Below are 25553 nucleotides of genomic sequence, written 5' to 3' on the forward strand. Positions count from 1 at the left end.
TCCCTAGGCATGTATAAGGTATCTTACACCTATACATTGTTGGGATCCAGGCAAATTATACCCTTGAAGAATTCCCGGAAAGCACTCAGGAAAATACATCAGATCTGCTTCCGCGCAGCTTGCTTGCAACTCCCTGTAATTACAGACATGCTCGTTACAAAAATTCCATTGCGGTTCATCGCGTCTCCCACAGGAGTTGTGCCAGATTCTTTCGCCTTTGGAGCAGGATGTCCCCTTTCCTCCTTACGTCATGGTAGTTTTACCTTTCCATTTCAGTAGCTTTTGTTGAAGGTCATATAGCGCGCATGACGATTTTTCTGGCATCAGCAGTCGATACATTGTGTATTCTCTCATAGAGTATGCGGCATCGTCTCAGATCAAGCGATGAAACCAGTGCAATATTGCGCAATTCGTCATTGAGATGGGGGAAGTCACTCTCGGACTCAACCCACTCTTCTTTCATGGTGATTTTCGTATATATGAGGGTTTGAGCACAAAGGAGACGCTCCTGCTCCTCCGAAATATGGTCTGCATTGATATAGGCAAGGGTAAGCTGATCACCTGGTGGCAGGCGATAGTCAGTCATACCCATCTGTTTTGCTACTTCCTCCTCGAGATTTCGAGACTGCAGAGACCACTCCCTGCTGATATTTCTTTCAAGCAAGACATATAAGGCATGGTGCATAGAGCCGGCTTCAACGAAGGTATCCTTTCCAGGTTGGAGAAGGCTTACAATAGCCTCGCTCCGCAGGCTGTCTCTCAGCAAAAAACGAGCGGCGTCTGCTTTGGCAAATTCCATCATTGAACTGAGGAGAGTATCCAGACAACCCATCCCCGATGCACGGTAATACTCGATCAGCTTTCCTGTAGCATCCCGCTCGGCGAGATATACCTGGTATCCAACACTGTCACGCTCTATCATATCGGGAGTGTTCCCGTCGGCGAGAAACAGCTGAATGTTCAGCAGGTGTTCCAGATATGGTTCGACCTGTTGAATGGTCTTCCCCCCATCGTAAAGCTCTTGCATAAGGGTGCAGTGCTTCCGGGCAAACTCAGGGAAAGCTGCCTCGGATTCGAGTATATACTCATCCAGTTCCATCTCACCTCGCAGCATCATATTGAGAGAAGATTGCGGCTGCTCCTCAAGCATAATCACATCATGCGCAGTCATTATCTGAGCTGCAGGATGGAGCATTTCCGGACGATGATTTGAGTAGCAGAGAGTAAGTTTTGGCATAGCAATACTGTAACCCGTTTTTTCCTCTGCAGAGGATAAAAACGCTCTTTTTCAAAAGAAAGTCAATCCCCCCTCAACCATGGTGAGCAAATATGAAATTCGAGACCTACTTCAAGGATAACAGAGGGGCAGGACGACGAGAAAATCGCCTCACTCAGCAGACGAAGGACCGGTCAGGCGGATGATGGTGAAAAACGGTTCCTGGTTACATTCAAGGTTCTCAAACTGCTGGTGCTTGTGGGCGATGAGGAATTGTCACTGGAATAAAGGGGTATCACACCTTGCCCAGCCCGACTGCACAATGTGCGCATAGGCAACCCAGGATGGCAACTGTGAGTGTCAGTCCGGGTTTCTCATGAGGACTGTTGCCGTGCAAGCGAGTCTATCCGCCGTAATGCCAGCCAGCAGATCGGGATATAGAAAAACGCCCACAACGGCATGTCAAAGCTGACCACAGTTGTCCCGTCAGCACCCTGTTCAACTGTGTGACCGGTGGCCTGCAATTTTCCTACAGCCCACCGCCATGATCTGTTGTCAACATATGTAGTGATGACAAAGGAGAGCCAAAAGAACAGGGCCGTCTTGACACGGCCGGTTGTGCCAGCTCGAATATATCGGTCACCGCTCTCAACCGCTGTAACGGAAGGCCCCCACAACGCCCAGAGGTGCGTATCGGTCAGGATCAACCACACGGAATCAAGAGAAGCATCCACGCTCCTGCTAACCCGGAATCTCTTGTCGCGCAATGTTACCATGCTGAACTCTTGCCGTGATATGCATCTCTTGTTACAACACCTGCATATATTGATCTGTTCAAGATACACTCTCTACACATCTTACAGCCCCCCTCTTTTCTATTTTGTGAAACTTTGCATTGCTTCTTACACTATCCGAACCAGACGGAGAATGCGATATGCCTTCAACAGACATAGTTCTCTTCAGCCTGAGCACCTCTGGACACTGTCTCAACATCAAGAAGATGCTGGATGCCTTGCGCGTTGACTACACCCTCCTCCAGGTCGATGAAATGGATCATGATGACAGGAAGGAGGCTTTGCGGGATTTACGCAAGGATAATCCCCAAGTGTTCATTTCCCACTGTCCAGGTTGTTGAAGAAGCCATTGTTGACTACGAGATCCAGGAAATAAAAGAAAAGATTGGGGTTCGCACAGAAGTAGATGACCTCTGTGATATGCTCAAGAAAGCCAACGGGCCAAAAGGGTACTATTTGTACACCGGAAAAAAAGATGGTGTGGAGGTACCGGAAAGACGTCCGGCGGAACGGTATGATATCGAGTAGTTTTCACCTCCGACATCACTCTTTTCGGTGACTAAGCAGGTCGGGTCATGCCTTGGGTTGCAGCAATGGCAGTATCTCCTGCTCCAGCTGGGCCGGGGACGTCGTTGGCGCAAATCGCTTTACCACCTTCCCGGCAGGGTCAACAAGAAACTTTGTGAAGTTCCATTTGATCTTCTCACTACCAAATAACCCCGGACATGTGCGTTTGAGATAGACAAACAGCGGGTGTGCCCTGTCACCGTTCACCTCTATTTTGGCAAACAGAGGAAATGTGACCCCATAATTGAGTCGACAAATGTCGAGTATCTCTGACTCGGACCCCGGCTCCTGGCTGCCAAACTGATTACAGGGGAAACCAAGAATAACAAGACCTCTGTCGGCGTATTTTTTATAGAGTTCCTCCAGCCCATCATATTGTGAAGTGAAACCACACTTGCTCGCAACATTAACGATGAGAAGGGTCTTATTCTTGTAGAGGCCCAGGTTGACATGTTTCCCGTCAATCGTCTCCACATCAAACCTGTACAACTCTGTCATTGGCTTTTCTCCAGGGATCATTTTTTCGTATTACCCATGTAAAGCGGCTTTTTTAGGTGAGGTGAGAGGTGAGAGGAGTGAGGAGCAACAGCAAATGACAATGGGGCCTTTGTCAACATAACGACTCAGATTGCACTGTCTGTTGATTAGTCGCTTCACACCCTACTCCTTTCTCCTTACTCTTGCAGGCTGAGGATTAGGTGTAGTCAGATAATTTTTTACCTAGGCTATTCGCCCGTTACGTATGTGAAAGACCTGCTCTCTCCAGCATTACCCATCATCATACACGATGAATGGGCCATTTCATTGATAATCAGTCACTGCCTGAACAACCATTCCCAGCCATTAGCCTGACAATCTTTTAGATTTGACATTGCTGGCAGCTATTTGATAGAATTTGCTTAACTCTCTTGATATGCAGGATATCATTTTTTCACAATCTGTGTATCAGTTTCATATCACACAATACATGGAGGAGATATTTATGAGCATGCGTGGAGACATCATCTCTGAAGAGTATAAGAAGATGGTATTCATCCAGGACAAGGATGGGAAAGAGTATGCCTGTTATATTGATGACCTGAAAAATCTCAAAAGAAAAGAAGATCTCACGGATGAGGAAAAAGAAAAGTGTACCGATCTCAGCCAGGTTTTAGGCGATAACTGGTAATTACCTAACATTTTTTTCCATGTTAACCCCAATGAATCCCTCATGCCATATCCTGGCAGGGGGATTCTTTTTGTGATGGATATATGGACGAGAACGTCTTGCAGGACATCCTCCGCAACCTGATGTCAAAACAAAAACTGGCCGTCCTCTCCACCCAGAGAGGCGGACAGCCATACTCAAACCTCATGGCCTTTGCCTATACGGAAGATTTGAGGCATCTCATTGTTGCCACGGGGAGCGCCACGCGGAAATACCAGAATATGATGGGAGACAGCAGAGTCTCTATCATGGTGGATAATCGTTCCAACGATGAGCAGGACTTTCACCAGGCGACCGCCACAACGATTCTAGGGGTTGCTCAACCGGTTGACCCGCAGATCAAGCAACACTATCAAGCATTGTACCTTAAGAGGCACCCCTATCTCGATCACTTCATAGCATCGCCAACCACCCAGTTGTTTGTGATAACCGTTCATAACTACCTCATCGTGTCACGCTTCCAGGATGTGGTCGAATATCGGATAAACGATGAAGCTGATCTACTCTCCTGAATCCGACCGCCTCTGCTCCGCCTCCCTGATTGGTGGAAAAGGCGCAGCCCTGTTCAAGCTGTACGACGCTGGAATTGCGATCCCCTCCCCCCTTTGTGTCTCCACTGAAGTATATCGGCTTTTCGTAAAACAAAACGGCCTCGGGGAGAAGGTTGCTATGGCCCTTGGTCGAAAAGATTTACAGGAGATACGGTGGGAAGAAATTTGGGACATCAGCCTCACCATTCGTAATCTTTTCCTTCGCGCCGAAATACCTGCTGAAATAGAGCAACACCTTCATCACCAGGTCTTCTCCCGATTTGGTGACGTCCCCCTTGTGGTGCGCTCCTCCGCCTCCACAGAAGACGGGGGGCACCACTCCTATGCCGGCATGCATAGTTCACTGGTCAATATCAGGTATGATAACCTGGTCCTTGCCCTGAAAAAAGTATGGGCTTCACTCTGGTCAGACAGGGCAATTCTTTATCGTCAGGAGCTTGGTCTTGATGCCATGGAAAGCACCATGGCGGTAGTCATCCAGCCCCTTGTCATAGGCGACGTATCAGGCATTCTGTTCAGCAAGGATCCCACTGACAGCTCCCGAATGGTGATAGAAGCGGTTTACGGACTGAACCAGGGCCTGATAGACGGTGCCGTTGCTCCTGACAGATGGCTTATCGACCATAGCGACAAGACGATATGTTCCCATTTTGCCCCTGAAAAAAGAATGACAGTGACTCCGGTTGAAGGCAGCAGTAGGCTGCAACTGCGAGAATGCAACGACTGGCAGCAACAAAACCCCCCTTTGCAGCAGGATACACTCCATGAACTCGTTGCCATGTCCTCCCAGGTTGAACATCACCTTGGAGCTGCAATCGACATCGAATGGACTTTCGCCGAAGGCAAACTGTTTTTGCTTCAGGCAAGGCCTATCACGACCCGGTCAGGGGATGGGGAAACCGATAAACGGTCCTGGTACCTTAGCCTCACCCGCAGTTATGAGAACCTCAAAGCGTTGCGCGAGACTATCGAAAACGAGTTGCTCCCTTCCATGCAGGCTGACAGTGAGAGGCTTGAGAAGGTTCGCCTTGATGAGCTCTCGCCCCATGAGCTCGCCAATGAAATCTCAGAGAGGAGTGCTCTGAACACGCAATATACAAGTGCCTACTGGCAGGACTGCATACCATTTGCCCACGGAGTCAGGCTCTTTGGCGAAATCTACAATGACCTTCTTTCCCCGGACGATCCTTTTGCCTTTGTCCGTCTGCTCAGTGGCCAGCATATGCTTGGTATTGAGCGCAACGAACTGCTATGGCTCTGTGCCCGGAAAATACATGACAATCCGTCATGGATGTCTCTGGTGCGAGATGGTCGCATAGATCTGATCGAGGACAACGAGATCCAGACCATTGTCGCCAAATTGAAGAAGGGGTTTGCGATCGGCTTTGTTGAAGCCGGTGATCCCGGTGTATTTCCTGAAATTCTGTCAGCGATTCTCCTTCAGTTCAGCATGTTACATGTACATCCTCGCCACTGTCAGCATGATGACGATGCCACTCTTGTAGCTGATTTTCTTGTGGCTGCCCGGGATGCCATCCCAATGGATCCGGCAGAACTGCTTGATCTTGCAAGGGCCAGCTACCGGATTCGTGATGATGACAACATCTACCTCGGGAGAATAGGACAAGAGGTGGAGAGAGCCCTGGCCGAGGCACGAAAGAGAGTGAGTGCTGCTGGCGTTACGGATGCCAATACCCTTTCGGCAGAAGAGCTCAGCGCCGCGCTTCTCGGGACGCCAAAGAAGACAGCTCATGGTCCTTTCCTACGCAAGCCAGCTGAAAACAGATCGAAACGCTCAGTTTTCTTTAGGCAACTCCAGGGGCAGGCCGCAAGTCAGGGCATTGCCACCGGGCAGGCCAGGGTAATCGACCGTACTGCAGATCTGAAAGACTTTAGAAAAGGCGAAGTCCTGGTCATTGACGCAATCGATCCAACCATGACCTTCTTTGCGCCTCTTGCCTCCGCCATAATCGAGCGGAGGGGCGGGATGCTGATCCACGGGGCGATTATTGCACGAGAGTACGGCATTCCCTGTATCACCGGAGTGAAAGATGCAACCCTTCGGATCACCACCGGCGATCACCTCACAGTGGATGGCTACCTGGGTATTTGCACTATCCAGAGCTCGAGAAACCGGCAATAATCAACTCTACTGTCTGTGCCTGAAGAGATATTCAAGACTATGGGCTGTTCATCATCTCGCAAACGTGTTTCAGCCCTCACAGCAGAGAAAAGCCCTTGCCAAATCCGGGCAAAAGCGTTGACCGGGATGGCCTTCGGTCAGATGAATATGATCGGCGGCGCTGATGATCCAGACCGGGCAAAGGCATTTGCGAAAACATCAATCAGAGCCTTTTTTTCTCGAACCAAAAGAAAAGTGCTAGAATTCCGGACCAGAAGATGGGGACAATAATCCAGTGTGAAACATCAATCACTTCCGGGAGCCCGATTTTGCCGAAATCTTTCCATGAAAGAACTGTTGATTTGAAAAAGGGAAAGAGTTCCGCATAGATTGCGGCACCGACTATCATGCCTAAAATGGCGAACACTGCATGCCAGCGCCCTTCCCCCAGCGCGCCAATTGATGTGCCGGGACAGAACCCCATAATTGCCCAACCGATACCAAAAAGAGCTCCACCAATGACTATAGCGCCAACATTCATCGGTTTATGGCTTAACTGAATAATTTCAAGGTCAGACAGCAGGAGAATACCTACCATTCCAACCAGAATTGAAGAAAGCATGAATTTGAATATCGTCATATCCTTTAGCAGCATGGCGTTGATCTGCTTATCAAAACGCAGAACTCTTCCTTTTTGCAGCAAGAATCCAAATACAACACCTGTAACAAGACCCAGCAATTGTTCAGTGCTCATTATGATCTCCTTCGATAAACGATGTTAGCGACAAGAACAGCAGAGACAAAAAATATGGGAAGCGCAACAAGAGCACTAACAGACAACTGCATCATTCCGCTCAGACCGTGTCCGCTTGGGCAACCATCAGCCATTCGTGCACCCACCATAGCGACAATACCACCAAAGAATGCTCCAATTGCCCGTTTGGCGATGGACGGCCCGAATCGATCCTCCCATGTGGGCGGAACACTTTCCATTTTAAAACTTTTCTCAGTCGTAGATGAAATGAATGCTCCCAAGAAAATGCCTAATACCAACATAAATTGCCAATCAACCTTTATTTTGGTTTTTGTGAAGTATTCGTTTTCGGTCACATGTTCCAGCGCAACGGTTTTCTCAATAATACCTGCAGCACGAACAAAAGTTGTCGAAGCTCCCAAATAGCTCGTTTTGCCTAGATAATAGGTGGTTGCATAGACCGAAGCGATTGCTAGCAAACCTAGAAGCGCCCCTGCAAAGTACGGACTCCATCCTCCATCTCCTGTTTGCCTTTTCATCTCAAGATTCTCCTTTGTTCTGATTCAAGTTAATTCTGATCCTCAATAAGTCGTGGTATGGCCGAGAGGTAAGGTTCCTCGAAATCATATTTTCAGGTAATCACTGATATCCAGAGGAGGAAAATTCAACACTCCCACAATTCCTATATGACCGTATCAGTGTTTCGCTTTCGCTATGGGTATTGAAGGCTATGTTTCTTCGTACTTTTTCAGCTCTTGTGTGCGTTTTTTGATCATCGCAGCGCTTTGTCCTATTGTAGCATAATTAACTGCTTACTGAGTTAAAATTCACGCCATCGACCAGGGCAATGTCCCAAATATTCCACAATGCCATGAGAAATGGAGAATCTGGTATCTTGGTTTTTGATTGAGTTATTGGTACTATTCTTCTTCAATATCCACTGCAGAGAATTTCTTAACGTAAAGCTTATAATATCTCCCATCATAGCAATATTTTTTCACCTTTAGTTTTTGCACCGTTTATAGCGAAACAAATATCCGCTGAACCTATAAAAACTCAAAATATGAGGTGTCGATTTTATGAACTCAACACCGATGAGTAACGTTAAAGACATGCCCCAGGCTGCGTGGCACGTCTTCTCTGCTGATAAAGTTTTGCGTGATCTATCAAGTTCAACTGGCGGCTTGACTGATGACGAGGCCGCTCGAAGACTATTGCAATATGGTTCGAATAGTCTCCCTGCACCTACAAAACGCAGTCCGCTGAAACAGTTTCTCAATCAGTTCAACAATGTTTTGATCTATGTATTGCTCTCCGCCGCGGTGGTTACGGCTCTTCTTGCAGACTGGATTGATGCTGCTGTTATTGTTGGTGTTGTGCTGATCAATGCAATAATCGGTTTCATCCAGGAAGGTAAAGCTGAAAAAGCAGTTGATGCCATTCGGCAAATCCTCAGCCATGAGGCTCTGGTTATCCGCGATGGCAGTAAAAGATCTATTCAGGTTGAAAATTTGGTGCCCGGGGATGTGGTCTTCCTCCAATCAGGCGATAAAGTTCCTGCTGACCTGCGTCTCATTCACAGCAAAGATCTTCGAATTGAAGAGGCTTTACTGACAGGTGAATCAGTACCTGTCGAGAAGTCAATTGATCCCGTCACAGCTGATGCTTCACTGGGTGATCGCAGTTGCATGGCATTCTCCGGCACGATGGTCAGTTTTGGTCAGGGTACTGGTGTCGTTATTGCGACAGGCGAGGTAACTGAACTAGGTAAGGTCAGTACCATGCTTGCTGGAGTAGAAACTCTCAAGACCAGACTCACAGAAAGTATGGATGAGTTCAGCAAATTGCTGACAGGAGCAATCCTCATTCTGGCTGCTGGTACCATGGTATTTGGCCTGGCGCTTCGCGATTATTCATTCACTGAATTATTTTTCGCTGGTGTTGCCCTGGCCGTTGCCGCGATTCCGGAAGGGTTACCGGCAATCATCACCATAACCCTGGCTCTTGGCGTGCAGCGAATGGCACGTCAAAAGGCCATCATCCGACGCTTACCCGCGGTCGAAACACTTGGTTCGGTCACAGTTATCTGCTCGGACAAGACAGGAACGCTTACCCGTAACGAAATGACTGTGACCACCATATTAAGAGCAGACAGAGCATACCAGGTTGATGGTGCTGGTTACCGACCGCAGGGCTCTTTTCATGTGGACGGCAACACCCTCGAACCAGGTAAAGATCGTTCACTCATCGAACTTATACGGGCAGGCTTATTATGTAACGATGGATCTCTCTCACACAAGGAAGGTATCTGGAGCGTCCAGGGTGATCCAACCGATGGGGCCCTTATTACCCTTGCCCTCAAGGCTGGCCTTAACTCACAACAATGTAACAAGGAATTACCCAGAAAAGATATCATTCCATTTGAATCCGATCATAAATTCATGGCGACACTTCATCATGACTCTGACGGTAAAAGCAGAGTTTACCTCAAGGGAGCACCTGAGCGAGTTTTGGAGATGTGCAGTCATGAGCACCACGAAAGTGGAGACGAGCCCATCAACCGCTCATATTGGCAGGAGCAGATCGAGGCAATTGCCAGACAAGGCCAACGCACTCTTGCCGTAGCCACCCTTGATGCCGGCGACAAACAGACAATATCAATAGATGGTTTGCAGAGCGATATGACCCTGCTTGGTCTTTTTGGTATTATTGACCCACCTCGTGATGAAGCTATGGCTGCCGTACGAAGCTGTCTTGGGGCCGGAATCAAAGTCAAAATGATTACCGGTGATCATGCCCTTACAGCCATATCGATAGGAGAACAGTTAGGTATTGATGTGACAAGCAAAGCGGTTACTGGTCAGGAACTTGAAACCATGGACAACGACCAACTGGAATTTATCGCCGGCAGAACAAACATCTTTGCTCGGGTAAGTCCAGAACACAAGCTGCGTCTGGTCACAGCGCTACAAGCCAGCGGGCAGATAACAGCCATGACTGGCGATGGCATAAACGACGCACCTGCACTCAAAAGAGCCGATGTCGGAGTAGCCATGGGCTTGAAGGGAACTGAGGCAGCCAAAGAAGCTTCGGAAATGGTGCTTGCCGATGATAATTTCGCCTCTATTGTGCACGCCGTAAAGGAAGGCCGGACAGTATACGACAACATCAGGAAAACCCTGGCTTTTATTCTTCCAACCAATGGTGCTCAAGCCGGGATTATTATTGCCTCGGTGATGATGGGAATTGCCCTGCCTATAACGCCATTGCAAATCCTCTGGGTGAACATGATTACCGCGGTAACCCTTGGACTTTCACTTGCATTTGAACCACCAGAGGGAGATGTCATGCACCGGCCGCCACGTTCGCCAAAGGAGCCGTTGCTCAATCAGTTTCTTTCATGGAGAATAGTCTTCATCTCTGCAATCATGGTTATGGGCACTCTTGGCCTCTTTCTCTGGGATCGCCACCATGGCGAAACATTAGAAATGGCTCGTACGACAGCTGTCAATACGCTTATTTTCTTCCAGATATTTTATCTCTTTAATGCCCGGTATCTAAAAACATCGGTACTCTCAAGAGAGGGGCTTCTTGGCAATCCAGCCGTACTTTTATCTGTTGCCGGAATAATATTTCTGCAGATGCTCTTCACCTATTTACCGCTTTTGCAAAAATTGTTTGGAACTGCTGCGATACCTGCAGGAGACTGGATTCGCTTGATTGGCTTTACCTTAAGTGTTTTCATTCTGGTTGAGATTGAAAAAATGATCATATGCCGATTAGAAAAAAATAAGGTGAAAAAATAAGGTTCATCCGGTTGTTGCGCAATTTCACTTAATCTTGAAAAGGAGCAAGACCACAGTGACAATAACTCAGTCTATGGACAGCACCACAATGAAACTTTTTCAGTTTTATTAATTAAAGTTGCAGTTGTTCTGCCGACAAGATTCATGCGCTTTAAAAGCTCCTGCGTCTGGCCATGTAATCCCACCGCAATAGAGGCAAACCCACCCTTTTCTGCATAATTGAGGATGGTTCCTGCTGCATTGAGCCCCCAGGTTGACTCCCTGCTGATCCTTTCATTGGATATGGAATGGTTTCTGAGAATTCCAATGGATTGCTCGAATATGGCATTTGCATCAAGACCGGCACCGTTTTCTACATAGAAGAGAGTAATTGAATGTTGATCCTGCCGGGACAAAATATAGCCAACATGATCTACAGCTCGAAGAGACTCCTCTGAACCATCAACACAGACGAGAACATTTTTCCTTCCTTTCTCAGGCTCTGGACATATCCATAGCGGTGAAGATAAGAGACTATCTCGAATAATTGACTGGGCTGTCTCATCGGCAGGACGCTCAAAGATCCATTGCAAGGCATACGATGCTCTTTTTCCTAATATAATAGCATCATATAGTCCTTGAGAGCTATGCTTGAGAATGTCTTTTACTTTTCCATAACGCTCAGCACAGGTTACAGTCATCATCTGATCTATAGACATTTTGCTTTGACTCAGAAGATCTGTGGCCTTATCAAGAGCTTTTCGTGCGCCAACTGTAAGAATCCCATTCACCCTCTCATCAGGATCTGCCCACAACTCCATTAAAGCCTTGTTCATATCGCTAGCATCGCGTCTACAGATATGCAATAGGGTTATTTGATGCTCTGATAGTTTTTTGAAGAATGAACAGATGAATTCTACACCTGTAAGGTGCTCATAATCGTTACTCACTGTAACCAAGAAATGTTTTTTCATAATCTCTCCCTCAAAACTTGAATAATTAATAAGTCAGTTTCATGAAAAAAATTAAGATTGGTTATCAAACCGCGCAAGAAAATTTGACATGAACTGGTTGAGTGGAAGTCAACTCTATTGAGCGCCTCAGTAGGACATTGTCTGCAATGCCATAATAGCCAAGACCGTCAACCTAGAAGAGCTGACTGAAGGAAATGATGACCCCATTTAAGTTGGCGAGGGCACAAGCCTGCCAAAATTGATTCACTTCTTAAGCGAGAATGTGGTCTGAATTCTCTCCGGCAACTGATACCTGATCACCACCAGCCCGGTTAAGGCGTGAAAATATCCCAAGATCGATACCCAGATTTCAAAGGGCAAGAACGATAGCTTTAAAAAACTGATATTGACAACGGCTACGCAATTGTTTATTTGTATGTACAACAAACAAAGGTCTGATTATGGAATGTAAGTCAAACAATCTTCTTGAGTGCTGTCTCTTTTTTACTGCCAACTCGCTCGCCCGTGTAATTACCCGCATGGGAGAAGAGGAGTTCGCCAGTGTTGGAATGGCTCCGTCATACGCCTTTATCCTCACTCTGGTTACAGACTCTCCCGGAATACCTCAGAAAGAGCTGGCGTCTGAGCTGCATATGGCTCCTTCTACGGTGTCGCGGTTTATTGATGCCTTGGTAAAGCGAGGACTGGTATATAAAGAAGAGCAAGGGCGAAATACTTTTATTCACCCAACCGATAAAGGTCTGGCGATGAAACCCGCTATCGGTGAGGCGTGGCTGGGACTCTACGAACGTTATGTAAAGGTTCTTGGTAAGGAAGAGGGGGAAAGGCTTACCCGGCTTACTGCAGATGCCTACCGTAAACTTGAACAGGAATAACTGGAAAATTTTATTGGCGTAAACTTGCATGTACAACTAACACTTGTTTCGTTGCTAAAGGTAAATCATGCTCTCTGTCCGCTGACAGCTTGGGTCTGAGGCATGAAAAACGAACAGCACATTTCACTACAAACAGGACAACTATGAAACGTATCGCTATCGGCCCGAAAAATGGTCTCTACCCATCTTTAACAACTATTGTTGGTGCGGAACCCGACGACAAACCAAATTGGATAACTATTGCCCATGTTGGCATCATGAATCACGCGACAGGGGCGGTGCCCCAGTATCTTTCCATCGGCCTGAACCGCTCCCATTACACCAACAAAGGCATCCATGAGCATGGCGAGTTCAGCATTAACATCCCTTCAGTGAAGATGATGCAGGTAACTGACTATGTAGGCTTGGTATCAGGGGCGACGACCGATAAGAGTGAACTTTTTCCTATTGCCCGCGGCACTTTAAAACATGCACCTATGATTGCGGATGTTCCCTTGTCAATGGAATGTAAACTGGTGCAGGCCATTACGCTTGGCCATCATGAGATATTTATCGGTGAGGTGGTGGAGACTTTTGTCGACGAAAGTTGCCTGACAGACGGTAAGCCTGACCTGGAAAAAATCGATCCTCTGCTTTTTGACTTTATGAAGATTGATTACTGGTCGTTGGGGCAGAGAGTTGGACTTCCATGGCGGGAGGGCAAGACCTATAAGACAGACAACAAATGAGGGCTAATTTTTCATCCAAAAGCGGACAAATCCGGAGGTGAATTCCCATGACTGCAAAAATGCAACTTGGCAAAAACGGACCTGAACTAGCACGATTTGGCTACGGGGCAATGGTACTGGAGGGGTATTATGGGGCATCCGACGATAACGATGGAATCAAAACCCTGCAACATGCAATTGCTGCCGGCATGATGATCGACTCAGCAGATGCCTATGGTAATGGCCATAATGAAACCCTCATCGCCAAGGCCATAAAACAGAGCTCAGACAAAGCCTTTGTCGCGACCAAATTTGGTATTGTTTTTGATGAACAGGAGAGCGGTACAGAAGTTCCGACAGGCTGGGGCTTTTCCCTCAATATTAACGGTTCACCACGTTATGCCGCCAAGGCACTGGAAGCGAGCCTGAAACGGTTGGAGTGTGAAACCATCGATCTCTGGTATGCCCATTTCCCCGACCCGGCTATACCGATTGAGGAAACCGTAGGTGCTATGGCAGAGGCTGTTGAAGCTGGCAAGGTACGCTATCTTGGTCTTAGCAATGTCACCGCAGATCAGGTGCGACGGGCTCATGCTGTTCACCCGATTACAGCAGTTCAGTTTGAGTACTCTCTCTGGCGTCGTGAGGCAGAGTTGGAATTGCTACCGGTACTGCGGGAATTAGGTATCGCTCTGGTGGGTTGGTCACCACTTGGCAGCGGCTTCTTAACAGGCACAGTAAAGAGCCTGGCTGAGCAGGATTTTCGGCAAAATAATCCTCGATATTCCGCTGAAAATCTTAAAAGCAATACGGACAGGTTTGCGCCGCTCATGGACATTGCCAAACAGTTGGACATCACACCTGCCCAGCTTGCCCTTGCCTGGTTGCTCCATCAGGGAACTGATATCTTCCCGATACCAGGTACCCGTTCAACCCGCCATATGGATGAAAACCTGGAAGCGGCAAATATCACCCTTACCTCCGTAACACTTGAGCAACTGAATGAAATAGCACCAATCGGAATTACTCGGGGTGCTCCTCTAATCTGATTGTATTGTCACAATTACATGGGAGAAAAAATGAACGAGCTGCAATTTTATGTAGACAGTGAGACATGCACCGCCTGCGAGTCCTGCGTCAATGACTGTCCACCTGGGGTTATGACCATGCAGGGCGAACTGCCGGTCATAAACGACGAACAGGGCTGTATGCAATGCCAGCACTGTTTTGCAGTCTGTCCAACCGGTGCAATCTCTATTCTTGGGAAAAAACCGGCAGAAGCACTTTCTTTGAAAGGTAATCTGCCCTCCTTTGAGCAGATGCAGATCCTTATCAAAGGGCGTCGCTCAGTGCGACATTTCAAACAAAAAAATATCGACAGGGACAATCTGCAGCGCCTCCTTGATACAGTCTGGCACGCCCCCACCGGCCACAATTCCCAGTCAATGCAACTTACATTGGTTGATGATTTTGGCAAAATGCTAAAACTCTCGGCGGAATGCTTCAGGCGTCTTCAACAACTGGCCGCGGATAACCAGATCCCTCAGGGTCAACTGGGCGATTTTTTCAATATGGGGTTGAATCTCCATAAAGAGTATGGCCTTGATATTTTCTTTCGTGGTGCTCCCCATATGCTTATTGCTTCCGCCCCCAAGGAGAGCCCAAGTCCCCTGCCCGACACCATGATTTCTCTGTCGTATTTTGAGCTGGCTGCCCAGTCCATGGGACTAGGTACTTTGTGGAATGGTCTGGCCAAGGCCCTGATTCGTGATGTTTTTCCGGATATAAGCCAACGCCTCGGAGTGCCAAATGATCATTATCTCGGCTATGTCATGGTCTTCGGTAAACCTGCTGTGAGCTACCAGCGCACCGTTGAACGCGGCCCAGCCAGAGTGCATATAGCAGATTTGGCCCAATTCTAAACTGAAGTTACCTCGAACTGGCGGGGAAACCTTCTTTTCGTTTGCCTCGCCTGTCTTGCGGCAATCCATAGGAGGGGAATGTGCTCTAACGAATTATGGTCTTTGTTTTGTTAAATGCCCAAACGTTGTAGGGAGAATGCTATGAAAATTCCTGAAAATTTCAACCATGAGTTAACATGGAAAGCTAAGCCTTAGTCCAAAATTTATCAACTAACTCTGATTATGTTTTTTGTTAATCGTGGCAACATGATGGTCTCGTATTTGCGCGCTATTTTACGCCATGCTGCCACCATGTGGCATTGACGAATCATCTATGCCTGACATACAATTAAACTCTTCCAGTGACTCTATTTGAAAAATCCAAACTCACCGAAGGATGGGGACGGAAAGCTGAGGGTCTGCAAAGATAACCTGGCTACCATTGAAAAGGTACCGAGGTTTTTATTGAAGACTAGGCTATCCCAGATGAGATACGAGTAATCTCATCAATACCAATGGAGGATGTCATGTATGCGAGGATAACTACGTATCATTGCAAGGCTGAGAAGTTAAGTGAAGCCATTGCCCTCCTCGAAAAGCTGAAACCCGAAGCAATGAAAATCCCCGGGTTGAAGAAATTTTTCAGCTCCGGCAACGAGGATGGAAATTGTGCGTTGATCGGTATCTACGAGAGCCGTGAGGCATCTGAAGATGCCTTGGACACTGTCAGAGCGTTGTTTGCCAATTTTTCCGGTTATATTGATTCTGAATTAGAACAACGTGGATATGAAATTTTCGTTCATGGTGAAAATCAATAAACAGACTATTGAGCAGTACGAACCATCTCACAAAATAGTGAGACGCTTTGTAAAGGCAGTCCGGCAGTGGTACCGTCACCGTCTAAATAGGCACGAACCTATTGATAAGCAGTATAGAGAGCTTGTACCAAACATCAAGGCCAATCTCACCTGTTCTGCACCACACTGAACAGGTGAGGTGAAACCCTCCCTGGTGAGTGGAGTTGTCCAAGGCTAAAGCGGCTCTGAAGGTAATAATTAGTATCGTCAAGACACAGGCTAAAACGATGCACTGTTTTATCTATCGTATGTGCCAATGGGGGGCTTTTGGCCAGCCCCAGTTAAATGATCGTCGGGGCGCTAACATCTAACGTCTAACGTAACCTATCTCCTAAAATGGATATGGAGAAATTTTGTTGGGACCCCTCAGGTAATGCCCGTGTCGTCCTCTAAAGTGGCCATGCAAATCCACGCGACCGATGGGAAACCCAAGGGGTTCCCGGGAGTGTCGTGGTTCGAACCATCTTTCATGATACACCAGCGGATTCAGGCCACAGGTATGTCACCTTCACCAATAGGCTGAGATCGCTATCAGCCCTTCAACCATCTCGGTCGCTAGCCTACCCATGAGATTCTTTACTTGCGAACGAAACTTCAACCGGATGCCTGACTTTATTCCTGGACCACCGACACCACGTACCAACCAGTTCTGGCCGATTTTGCCGCCAGCACTTTCCGTCCATCTTGGACAAAGCGGATGACAGGAGAATCGTACTCCTTTTCTTCCTTGGCGACCAGCGTTTCGGTAAGTTGGTTTATCCATGCGGAGGCGGATATCACCGCCGATTTGCCGTCCAGCTGCTTTAGGCCTTGTTCTGTTCGATAATGGAGAACCGCCGCAGCTGCATTGGAATTGATCTTGTCCAGTTCTTGGGATAATTTGGAGTCACTGACACCGATGACCAAACCTGAGCGATTAACAATGAAGGCGACCGCACCTTTTACAACCATCAGGTGGTTTAGCACTTCGCTTGAGAGCTGCTTCAAAGTGATGTCCCGAGAAACCACACCGATGAGGCTATCGCCTTTATAAACCGGGTAAGAGGCCGTGATCATCATGCCTGCGCCGACCAGATCCAGGTAGGGTAACGTCCAGCCAACATCGCGATTTTTGAAGTCGGCGCTGGTGTAAAACACTTGCTTCGTCGGCTGCTCATTGTTCACGGCCTCGTTAAGAGGCAGGTAGGGATAAATCATCATTTTGTCCTGTGCCGTGGTGACATACACCCAGGAGAAGTCAAAGCTTCTGTAAGCCGCACGAAATACTGGGGTAAGGCGTTTAAAAATCTCGAGTTGACGGAAAGTGTCATCGGTAAATGTTATTCCTTTGTAATCATAAAAGGACGGATAAGGGGCTTGAAATATTGGCGGAGAGTGCAGGTCGCCTGGCCAGCTCTGGAAGCCCACGGTTTTATCCTTTACCTGATAACTTTCCACCCAGGCGCTGCGCTCGGTAGGTGTCAACGGAGGGGCGCTGTCGTAAAGGAGCACATATTCGCCGGCAATGGCCCGGGTACTTGCCGCGACATCACCAAAGACACGATCGATATGCGCGGCAGCGAGTCTGATCAAGGAATCCCAGGGTTTGTCGCAGTCAGCGGAGAGTGCCCCTTTTGGAATCAATACTGTCAACGTCAACATAGCCGCGAGAACCCATGGTGTGCTGGTTTTAACTGGACGTGGAGAAAACATGTTTTTCATATTCTTATCTCCTCAGATTGGAGTATGCAGCATTCTCAGTTTCCACCATGGCTACTGAGAATAAAAGGAAGGGCTAAGCAAATCGCCAATAAATCAATGATTGATATTCTACAATAAGTGCCCTGTAGGCAGAGACAGTCAACTTAATTAAGGTCTTCAACCACTAGTCATAAACACACAGACTGCTGCTTCAAAATATGAGAATGGTCCTGTAGTTTTCTGCCTCTAAACGTTTTGCCTTCCTGAGGTCGATCATGAGTAATGGAAACCAAACCTTTCATGCAATGTCATTATATGTACAGCCTTTATGCGTATAGCATAATTTCATAGGAAAATTTTGCATCCAGTCTGATTATTGATGTGAAATTATTATTGAATACAGGGTGCCCCCCAGTTTACTAAAACCCAAAAATGGTAATGTTAATTCCATTATGGCGGAATACTGAATGATAGCCATAATCCGGATAATATTAATCCGGCGGCAAAATAGGTTCACGCCGCATACTTGATCGACGGATGTTTGAAATACTTTACAACCCTTTCCGGTTTCTTCTGCAGCATCCGCATATGCCCTATCACTGTTTTCTCCAATTCTTCGATATTCCTGCTTGGTGCCGCAATCCGAACACCTGACTTGAGATGGCAATTGAGGTATTCATCCGGATTGAGCTCTGGTGAATAGGAAGGGAGGTAAAAAACTTCTATTTTTTCCGGATGCTTCTCAAGCCAACGTCGAACCAATTTTGCGTGGTGCACTTTCAGATTGTCTAAAACCAGAAAGACCTTCCTGCCGGCATCTTTAACCAGACGATTCATGAACTTAATCAGAACACGTGCCGTCATGGTTTCCTCGTACAGCATGAAGCGCAAAAGCCCCTGGTTGTTTATGGCTGAAATCATATTGAGCGAGAACCGTTTGGCGTTGATGGTATTGAGTTGCCAGTTTTTCAAAATCGTGTCTCGGGAAAAATGCGGCAAGTTTAAGGTGCCCAGTCTCAGCACTGACTTTTACCTCTGCTCACCCTCTAGCTCCTTTTATTTTTCTACACGTTGAATTTCAGCCAAAATACTCTGCCACAGAATATTTTTATGCTGGTTATCCATGTCAATAAACTGAACAGCGAAGATACCACGCTTTGATGATCTAACAACTTTTGCTTTGAGAGAGAGTCGAGGTGTATCATTTTGCTCAAATGGAAAAATGAGTAGAATTTCTTTTGCTAGTTCAGGTTGACTTCTACATCCAGAAATGGCGCAGCCTGTGACGGAAATGTCTATAAGTCGTCCATGCTCTTGAATATCATCAAAAACTAACTCCACAGATATGCTTGGAATTTGTAGTCTAATGCCATTTCGCTTAATATTAAATTCCAGTCTATTGAGAGCGTCTTGACGTGTTGCGCAATATTCTGGTTTATAACCTGGAATATTGAGCGCAAGATTCAGAAACTGCTTATATATAAGCCGGTCGTCCTGGACAACCCGTATGACCTCTCTGACGCCATTTGTAATGAGATAGTTCATTATTTTCCTGATGGTAGGTATGCTCTCTAGCCGTATTACTTTAGACGACGAAAAATCAGAAATAACATCAAAATCTGTCTTCAGGTCAGCAACGCAGAATCTTACATCCGTATAGAGAGTGTTGAGATCATTGCGTGTAATGGTCTCGGCAAAGGAAAACTCAAGTCTATTGTTTTTGAGATCTACAACGACTTTGGAGTGAGAGATTTGTTTGGTCATAGGTCCAAGCACACAGTAAAGCATTACGGTCATTAATGTTTCGGTAAGCAACCCTTTATCATATCCTTGAATTTCCTAAAATGGCAAAGGAAGAAGTTGGAAATAGTGACAAGAAGTATGTTCCTACCCAAAGAATGAGGACACACACATGGACTCTCGACAGTAAAACCGCATTATTTCTGTTAAGAACTTGAAAAAGCAGATTTTCCTGGATTCAGTAAAAGTGTAAAGATTAAAGGTAAATTAAAAATACAGACCTTCAGCATGGCAAGATTAAAGGTTCATCCCGTTTTTTGAGTACCTCTTATTGTAACGTCATGTTTACCGCCGTGCGCAATACTCGTTAGTATGGGTTTTGAGTGACAGTGACCAGTCCTGCTTTGCAGCCCTCTCCATACTAAAAAAGGGCTGCAAGCAAACCAGGACGTTTTTCAACAGTCATCGTAGATGATCCACGAAGGACATCAACAACCAGGAATACGCTTTACCCGGATGAAACAGAAAGAAAGGTGGCATTCAAACTTATCTTTTAAACTTTAAAATTTCCCACTATTGTATTTAGCTCTTGAGATCGGGCGAGTAAGTCTTGAGCGCTTTGTTTTACATCGTTGCTTCTTTTTGAAATATTCTGAGCAGCTGATGAAACTTCAGCAATATCTTGAGAAATGCCCGTGGCAACAGAAGAGCTTTGATTTACATTCTCGTTCACTTCCTGAATGCCTTGACTTGCCTGAGCAATGTTATTTGCTATCTCTTGCGTTGCAGCTGTTTGTTCTTCTACTGCGGAAGCTATAGTGGAGACGATATCATTTACCCCAGCGATCACATTAGATATTTGACCGATTCCTTCTGAGGTTGAATTGGATGTACTCTGAACAGCATCAACAAGGTTTTTAATATCCAATGTTGCTGCAGCTGTTTGCTTGGCAAGCTCTTTGATTTCATTGGCAACAACAGCAAATCCCTTGCCGGCCTCCCCGGCTCGTGCCGCCTCGATTGTCGCATTAAGGGCGAGTAAATTGGTTTGTTCTGATATCTCAGTGATTGTTTCTGTAACCTTACCAATTTTATTTGCAGCTTCACTAAGCTGGTGCATGCTACGTGAAGCATTGTTTGCCTGTGATACGGCATCAGAGGAAATACCTCGAGCTTTTTCTGCATTTTCAGCAATTTCATTAATGGTAGAACTCATTTCCTCGGCAGCTGTTGCGACCATATTGGCATTTGTCGATGATTCTTCCATAGCGGCTGCAACGTTATTTAAGTTCGCACTCATTTCCTCTGATGAAGTAGCAACATTAGACGATCGTTGCGAAGTATCTTCTGCCCCAGTAAGTAATTCCTCCGAAATAGATGAGAGCTGTTCCGCGCTATTACCAACGCTTGTGGAATTGATAGCGATCTGTTTAATTATTCCCTGGAGTTTATCTATGAAAGTATTAAACCAATAAGCCATATCACCGATTTCATCTTTTGATGTTACTTGCAGTCTCATAGTCAAATCACCTTCTCCTTCTGCAATATCTTTCAATCCATCTACTGCTTTATTTAACGGTTTGACAATCGCGATCGCAGCAAAAGACACAAGAACGGCTGTTACTATAACGGCAATAATGGTAACCAGGCCAATAAGGTTCTGAATTGTTTTAGAGGAGGCAAGAAATTCATCAGAATTCTGTGTGGCACCAACAAACCATCCTGTTTGAGATAACGGTGCATACCCTGCAACTTTATCTACTCCCTTAAAAGTATACTCAGCAACGCCGCTCTGACCACTAAGCATAAGCGTCATAAACTCCTTCATTCCATCAAGTTCGGCAAGATTTAGCTTCAAAATGTTGTCTGGATTCGGATGTGCTACAAGCAAACCCGCATTATCCGTCATAAAAACGTATCCGGATTCTCCAATTTTCCTTCCGGAAATCAAGTCCACAAGATAATCGACCTTAATAACCAGACCAAAAGCTCCGATAATTCCAGAAGATTCTGATTTCAGAGGCGAACATACAACAATGATCAGCTTTCCGGTTGATTTTGATATAGTTGCACTGCTCACAACCGTTTGGCCAGATTGTTTCATTTGTTGGAAGTAATCTCTATCTTTTATACTGACGCCTTTGTATTCCTTGCCACCCTCAAGTGCACCAGTATACAGCTCCCCTTCTGCATCAGTAACAAATATTCCTTGATAATTTTTCCCCATTGCATTGAATTGCTGTGTCAGCGATCGATAAAGTTCAGCGACCTCAGGCCCATCAACATCACCACCACCGCTTATTTGTTTGGCAACATTGATGATTTTCTGATCTGTCGCAAATACTTCAGCTAATTTCCGTTCTTCTTCAAGAATATTATCAGCCAACCGTGCCAAATCAGACGCTGTATTCTGTGCACGCTCCTTTCCTAATTGTAAAAGGGCATTTGATGATTTTGATACAGAAATTAATCCCACAATAATCAATGGAAGTAATACAAGCGTAATACCGCCAGCGGTAAGCTTAAATCTGATTGATGTTACTTTCATAATCCCTCCAATTATTAGAGTTATATTCGAATAGTATCCAAATCGTCAGACTCGTGAGAGCACTTTAGTCAAGTAAGGCTACACTTTAGATACCGCCTATAATGATTACACCTTTTTCGAACATTGAATGTAAGTTCTAATAGGCTTGATTGTTATCGAACGATCGCATTAGCAATTCATGGTATTCCTGCCAAGTATAACATATGAGTCGTTGCAAACCGCTATGGGCGGTATTTCTCCCTCATCGGGATAATAGTTGCACAGTAATTATGTCGCCAATTATTTGACAATGCTTTTTTTCCAAAACTACATGACATTTTATACTTTGCGCAAAACAAGTAATCTAGAGAAACTAAACCTAAATATCCGCCAGATTAATACATCCAGCAAACAAATAATTTAAAGTGTACCTTGAGATTATTGACAAATTATGCGTTGATTGTCTTATCACCAAGCACCGATCGAATTTTTTGCGAAATGACTGATAAACTAAATGGTTTTTGTATAAATCCATCGCAACCTTCTTTCATGATATGATCCACTTGCTCATTATAGGAATATCCACTCGAGAGAAGAATTGGAATTTTGGGATATTTTTCTCTGATTTTGAAGAAGAGGGTTTCGCCATCCATTCCAGGCATGATCATATCCATAATTACCAAATCAATGCTTTTGCCTTCTTCTGATAGAGTTTTTAACGCGAGCTTTCCACCAGTTGCTAACTTGACTCGATATCCAAGACTTTTAAGCATTTCAGAACCTACCTCCAGCACTACTGCTTCATCATCAACAAGCAAAACGGTTTCAGTTCCAATCAAATATTTTTCTTTAATAGTTTCATCAGAAACAGCTTCTTCCTCAGACAGAGGCAAGTATATGTTGAATGTACTGCCATGGTTAATTGAACTACTAACAGAGATCATCCCTTTATGGTTTTTAATAATTCCAAAAGCTGAAGACAGACCTAATCCTGTTCCTCGTCCCATTTCTTTTGTTGTAAAAAATGGATCAAATATTTTTTTCTTAGTTTCATCGTCCATGCCAATACCTGTATCGGCAATCGAGATATGTGCATAGTTGCCTGGTACTATTTGATTGTTTTTGCAAACATTTTCACCCAACATAACATTTGCAGTTTGCAGTAGTAACTCGCCTCCATCAGGCATCGCATGGAATGCATTGACGTATAAGTTAAGAAGGACTTGCTCAATTTGCCGTTTGTCAGCTTTAACAACAAGAGGAAATGGATGGAGTACAGCTCTTACGTTCATTGATTTCTTTGTGCGACTAATTAATGATGAACTACTTAGAATCAATTCGTTCAAGTCAATCGGCTGAGTCTCATATTTACCGCCACGCGCAATTCCAAGTAATTGTGAGGTAAGGTTTGTTGCACTCTTTATGCTTTCCTCAATAACTTGAAAGTGCCTATAGTGAGGGTGAGAAATATCCATATTAGTAGAAATCAATGATACGTGCCCCCAGATGGCCATAAGTAAATTATTGAAATCGTGTGCTATACCACTCGCGAGGGTGCCGATTGCCTCCATTTTTTGTGCTTGTAAATATGCAATCTCCAACTCCTTTTGCTCTGTAATATCTCTAGCGAAACAGAGAGTCGCAGGCTTGCCTTTCCATTCGATCAGTACGGAATTTAGCAGCACAGTATATTCCTTATTATTGCGGTTGAGTATTCTGAATGAGTAGGTTGTAGGTATATCAGTCTCTCCTTTCAACCTCTTAATATATCTTTCAACCACCATATTTCTGTCATCTGGATGAATTATTTGTGTGAAAGGGATCGCTTCCAGCTCATCAAGAGTATAACCTGTTAATTCGAATGTTTGCCTGTTTGCAAATTTAATATTTTCTTCCTGAGCGATAAATATTGCATCGTTGGCATTTTCAACTAACTGACGATACTTCAGTTCATTTTCTATTAGGTGTTGCTCATTTTCACTTAAAGTTTTTAAAGTTTTTGAAAGAATGTGACCTAAATCACGAGTCTCTTTTGAGCCACTTATAGGAATTTCTGTCGCACCGAGACCTTTTCGGTTAATAATTTCTGCAGCATCTGACAATTTTTTCAATGGATCTGTCAGATTCTTTCCAAGTAGAAAGGATAAAACGACAGCAACAAATAAGACAAATATGGATGAAACCAAAATTCTCAAACTTAAGTCTTTAACAGGCGCATTGATTTCATCCTGATAATAGGAGACACAAATGTACCAATGCAGAGGCTCGAAGTAGCTAACATGGAGTTTTTTTGAAATAATTTTTGCGGATCTTCCGAGGGTTTTGTCCATCGATACTCCAATATTTTTCCCCGCGATTTTTCTGCAAGCATAATTTCATCGAAAAGAAACAACCCTGTGTCAGGATTTAGCAGCTCTGATACATTCTGACCATGCAGTTGAGGATGTATCAGCATTTGCTTTTTTTGGGTGAACAGGAATATGTAACTGTTTTCACCAATATTCAGTTTCAAGAAGGATTGGCGAAGTTCCTCAATGACAGCGTTAAGTCTCAATTGGGTTTCGGTTTCAATATCATCGATATAAACGCCAGAGCCGATAACCCAATTCCAGGGTTTAAAAAGACGGACAAAAGATAGCTTGGGTTGCTTGTTCGTCAATTTCCCGTCTGGAGTAGGTTTTGGCCAAAGATAGTCAACGTATCCACTGCCATCGCTTCGGGAGATGACACTTGCAGCACGGAATAGGTTCTCATTTCTTCCAAGAGCACAATCAAAAGCAGGGTCATCGAGTACCTCGCCATCCAGCTCTGGAAGAGTCGGATGCATTATCATCTTTGGAAAAGGGGTTGTTGTATCATTGATCCAGAAGTATCCAACATCTCCAGCCCATCTCATTTCCCTAATAGTTTGTTTGGCAAGTTGCTGCGCCTTTATTTCAGTCATTAACCCTTCTAAATACTTAGTGAAAGAGTCGTTTAATACTGTATAGGCAACATCTACCAGATTTTTTAATTCTTCTTTCCGCCGCTCAAGGGTTGCCTGCCTGTGAAATTGTATGCTGAGATATTCGTTTTCAACAGTGTTTGTGATAGCTTTGAGCAAATCTTCCGCATTGGTTTTCTGGATATTTTGGATAGTTGACGTAGTTTGCCATTTAACAATCAGCATTGATGAAGCTATAGTAAGGCACACTATAGTCATTACAGTGAGAATCACTGCTGTCTCGCAAATACATGTGTAATACCAAATAAATAAAGGCTCGGAGAGCTTCTTGTGTTATAATGAAATTGCGAAA

The 25553-nt window shown here is 45.3% G+C and carries 23 protein-coding genes and 1 riboswitch; of the genes, 11 read left to right on the top strand and 12 right to left on the bottom strand.

From position 1 onward, the window contains the following. Positions 1-292 precede the first annotated feature (292 nt). Entirely contained in the window at positions 293-1237 is a 945-nt protein-coding gene (locus BUF15_RS22805; protein WP_073616126.1) for a hypothetical protein, read from the bottom strand. Positions 1238-1590: 353 nt separating this feature from the next. After that, entirely contained in the window at positions 1591-1992 is a 402-nt protein-coding gene (locus tag BUF15_RS22810) for an SRPBCC family protein (protein WP_073616128.1), read from the bottom strand. Positions 1993-2150: 158 nt separating this feature from the next. On the opposite strand from BUF15_RS22810, the gene BUF15_RS28475 reads away from it, so the two are divergent. Continuing rightward, entirely contained in the window at positions 2151-2351 is a 201-nt protein-coding gene (locus BUF15_RS28475) for a glutaredoxin domain-containing protein (protein ID WP_073616130.1), read from the top strand. Further along, positions 2272-2538 (top strand): hypothetical protein, encoded by a 267-nt coding sequence (locus tag BUF15_RS27565; protein WP_200802461.1) that lies wholly within the window; start codon positions 2272-2274, stop codon positions 2536-2538. The genes BUF15_RS28475 and BUF15_RS27565 overlap by 80 nt, the downstream gene beginning before the upstream one ends. Positions 2539-2583: 45 nt before the next feature. On the opposite strand, the gene BUF15_RS22820 is transcribed toward BUF15_RS27565, so the two are convergent. Continuing rightward, on the bottom strand, positions 2584-3075 hold the full coding sequence (locus tag BUF15_RS22820) for a glutathione peroxidase (RefSeq protein WP_073616132.1): 492 nt from the start codon (positions 3073-3075) through the stop codon (positions 2584-2586). 484 nt (positions 3076-3559) lie between these two features. On the opposite strand from BUF15_RS22820, the gene BUF15_RS22825 reads away from it, so the two are divergent. The 3 genes from BUF15_RS22825 to BUF15_RS22835 all read left to right on the top strand — a co-directional run bounded on the left by BUF15_RS22825 (position 3560) and on the right by BUF15_RS22835 (position 6478). Beyond that, positions 3560-3745, top strand: coding sequence for a hypothetical protein (locus BUF15_RS22825; protein ID WP_234981254.1), 186 nt, complete (start codon positions 3560-3562; stop codon positions 3743-3745). Positions 3746-3828: 83 nt separating this feature from the next. Then, positions 3829-4296 (top strand): pyridoxamine 5'-phosphate oxidase family protein, encoded by a 468-nt coding sequence (locus BUF15_RS22830; RefSeq protein ID WP_073616134.1) that lies wholly within the window; start codon positions 3829-3831, stop codon positions 4294-4296. After that, positions 4274-6478: a PEP/pyruvate-binding domain-containing protein gene (locus tag BUF15_RS22835; RefSeq protein ID WP_073616136.1), complete on the top strand. Its 2205-nt coding sequence runs from the start codon at positions 4274-4276 to the stop codon at positions 6476-6478. The genes BUF15_RS22830 and BUF15_RS22835 overlap by 23 nt, the downstream gene beginning before the upstream one ends. Before the next feature lie 202 nt (positions 6479-6680). Here BUF15_RS22835 and BUF15_RS22840 read toward each other — a convergent pair whose 3' ends face one another. Both BUF15_RS22840 and BUF15_RS22845 read right to left on the bottom strand, forming a co-directional pair. Continuing rightward, a complete protein-coding gene (locus BUF15_RS22840) occupies positions 6681-7211 on the bottom strand; it encodes a YeeE/YedE thiosulfate transporter family protein (protein WP_073616138.1) in 531 nt (176 codons plus the stop codon). After that, entirely contained in the window at positions 7211-7750 is a 540-nt protein-coding gene (locus tag BUF15_RS22845; protein ID WP_073616140.1) for a YeeE/YedE thiosulfate transporter family protein, read from the bottom strand. Before BUF15_RS22845 ends, BUF15_RS22840 begins: the two co-directional genes overlap by 1 nt. Positions 7751-8290: 540 nt before the next feature. Between BUF15_RS22845 and BUF15_RS22850 the strand changes: the two genes are divergently transcribed. After that, positions 8291-11017: a cation-transporting P-type ATPase gene (locus BUF15_RS22850; RefSeq protein ID WP_200802460.1), complete on the top strand. Its 2727-nt coding sequence runs from the start codon at positions 8291-8293 to the stop codon at positions 11015-11017. A gap of 71 nt (positions 11018-11088) precedes the next feature. Here BUF15_RS22850 and BUF15_RS22855 read toward each other — a convergent pair whose 3' ends face one another. Beyond that, the gene (locus tag BUF15_RS22855) at positions 11089-11970 is read right to left on the bottom strand and encodes a universal stress protein (protein WP_073616142.1); all 882 of its coding nucleotides are present in this window, start codon (positions 11968-11970) and stop codon (positions 11089-11091) included. A gap of 440 nt (positions 11971-12410) precedes the next feature. Between BUF15_RS22855 and BUF15_RS22860 the strand changes: the two genes are divergently transcribed. The 5 genes from BUF15_RS22860 (at position 12411) to BUF15_RS22880 (ending at position 16271) form a co-directional block, all read left to right on the top strand. Next, positions 12411-12845, top strand: coding sequence for a MarR family winged helix-turn-helix transcriptional regulator (locus tag BUF15_RS22860; RefSeq protein ID WP_073616144.1), 435 nt, complete (start codon positions 12411-12413; stop codon positions 12843-12845). A gap of 143 nt (positions 12846-12988) precedes the next feature. Continuing rightward, positions 12989-13573, top strand: coding sequence for a flavin reductase family protein (locus BUF15_RS22865; RefSeq protein WP_073616146.1), 585 nt, complete (start codon positions 12989-12991; stop codon positions 13571-13573). A gap of 47 nt (positions 13574-13620) precedes the next feature. Continuing rightward, positions 13621-14601 (top strand): aldo/keto reductase, encoded by a 981-nt coding sequence (locus tag BUF15_RS22870; RefSeq protein ID WP_073616148.1) that lies wholly within the window; start codon positions 13621-13623, stop codon positions 14599-14601. Between the two features lie 30 nt (positions 14602-14631). Next, the gene (locus BUF15_RS22875; protein WP_073616150.1) at positions 14632-15474 is read left to right on the top strand and encodes a nitroreductase family protein; all 843 of its coding nucleotides are present in this window, start codon (positions 14632-14634) and stop codon (positions 15472-15474) included. Between the two features lie 349 nt (positions 15475-15823). Then, positions 15824-15897: riboswitch (cyclic di-GMP riboswitch) on the top strand. Positions 15898-15980: 83 nt separating this feature from the next. After that, entirely contained in the window at positions 15981-16271 is a 291-nt protein-coding gene (locus tag BUF15_RS22880) for a hypothetical protein (protein ID WP_073616152.1), read from the top strand. Positions 16272-16922: 651 nt separating this feature from the next. On the opposite strand, the gene BUF15_RS22885 is transcribed toward BUF15_RS22880, so the two are convergent. The 6 genes from BUF15_RS22885 to BUF15_RS27890 form a co-directional block, all read right to left on the bottom strand. Continuing rightward, positions 16923-18011, bottom strand: a complete 1089-nt coding sequence (locus tag BUF15_RS22885; RefSeq protein ID WP_084554414.1) for a PDC sensor domain-containing protein — start codon at positions 18009-18011, stop codon at positions 16923-16925. A 492-nt stretch (positions 18012-18503) separates the two neighbouring features. Further along, positions 18504-18962, bottom strand: a complete 459-nt coding sequence (locus BUF15_RS22890; RefSeq protein ID WP_143170843.1) for an IS630 family transposase — start codon at positions 18960-18962, stop codon at positions 18504-18506. An 84-nt stretch (positions 18963-19046) separates the two neighbouring features. Then, a complete protein-coding gene (locus tag BUF15_RS22895) occupies positions 19047-19535 on the bottom strand; it encodes a PilZ domain-containing protein (RefSeq protein ID WP_159441358.1) in 489 nt (162 codons plus the stop codon). 748 nt (positions 19536-20283) lie between these two features. Continuing rightward, a complete protein-coding gene (locus BUF15_RS22900; RefSeq protein ID WP_073616157.1) occupies positions 20284-22278 on the bottom strand; it encodes a methyl-accepting chemotaxis protein in 1995 nt (664 codons plus the stop codon). 428 nt (positions 22279-22706) lie between these two features. Next, the gene (locus BUF15_RS22905) at positions 22707-24452 is read right to left on the bottom strand and encodes a hybrid sensor histidine kinase/response regulator (protein WP_073616160.1); all 1746 of its coding nucleotides are present in this window, start codon (positions 24450-24452) and stop codon (positions 22707-22709) included. Between the two features lie 2 nt (positions 24453-24454). Next, a complete protein-coding gene (locus BUF15_RS27890; protein ID WP_159441359.1) occupies positions 24455-25426 on the bottom strand; it encodes a cache domain-containing protein in 972 nt (323 codons plus the stop codon). Positions 25427-25553: the final 127 nt, after the last annotated feature.

This window comes from Desulfopila aestuarii DSM 18488, from assembly GCF_900143695.1.
Classification (GTDB): Bacteria; Desulfobacterota; Desulfobulbia; order Desulfobulbales; family Desulfocapsaceae; genus Desulfopila; species Desulfopila aestuarii.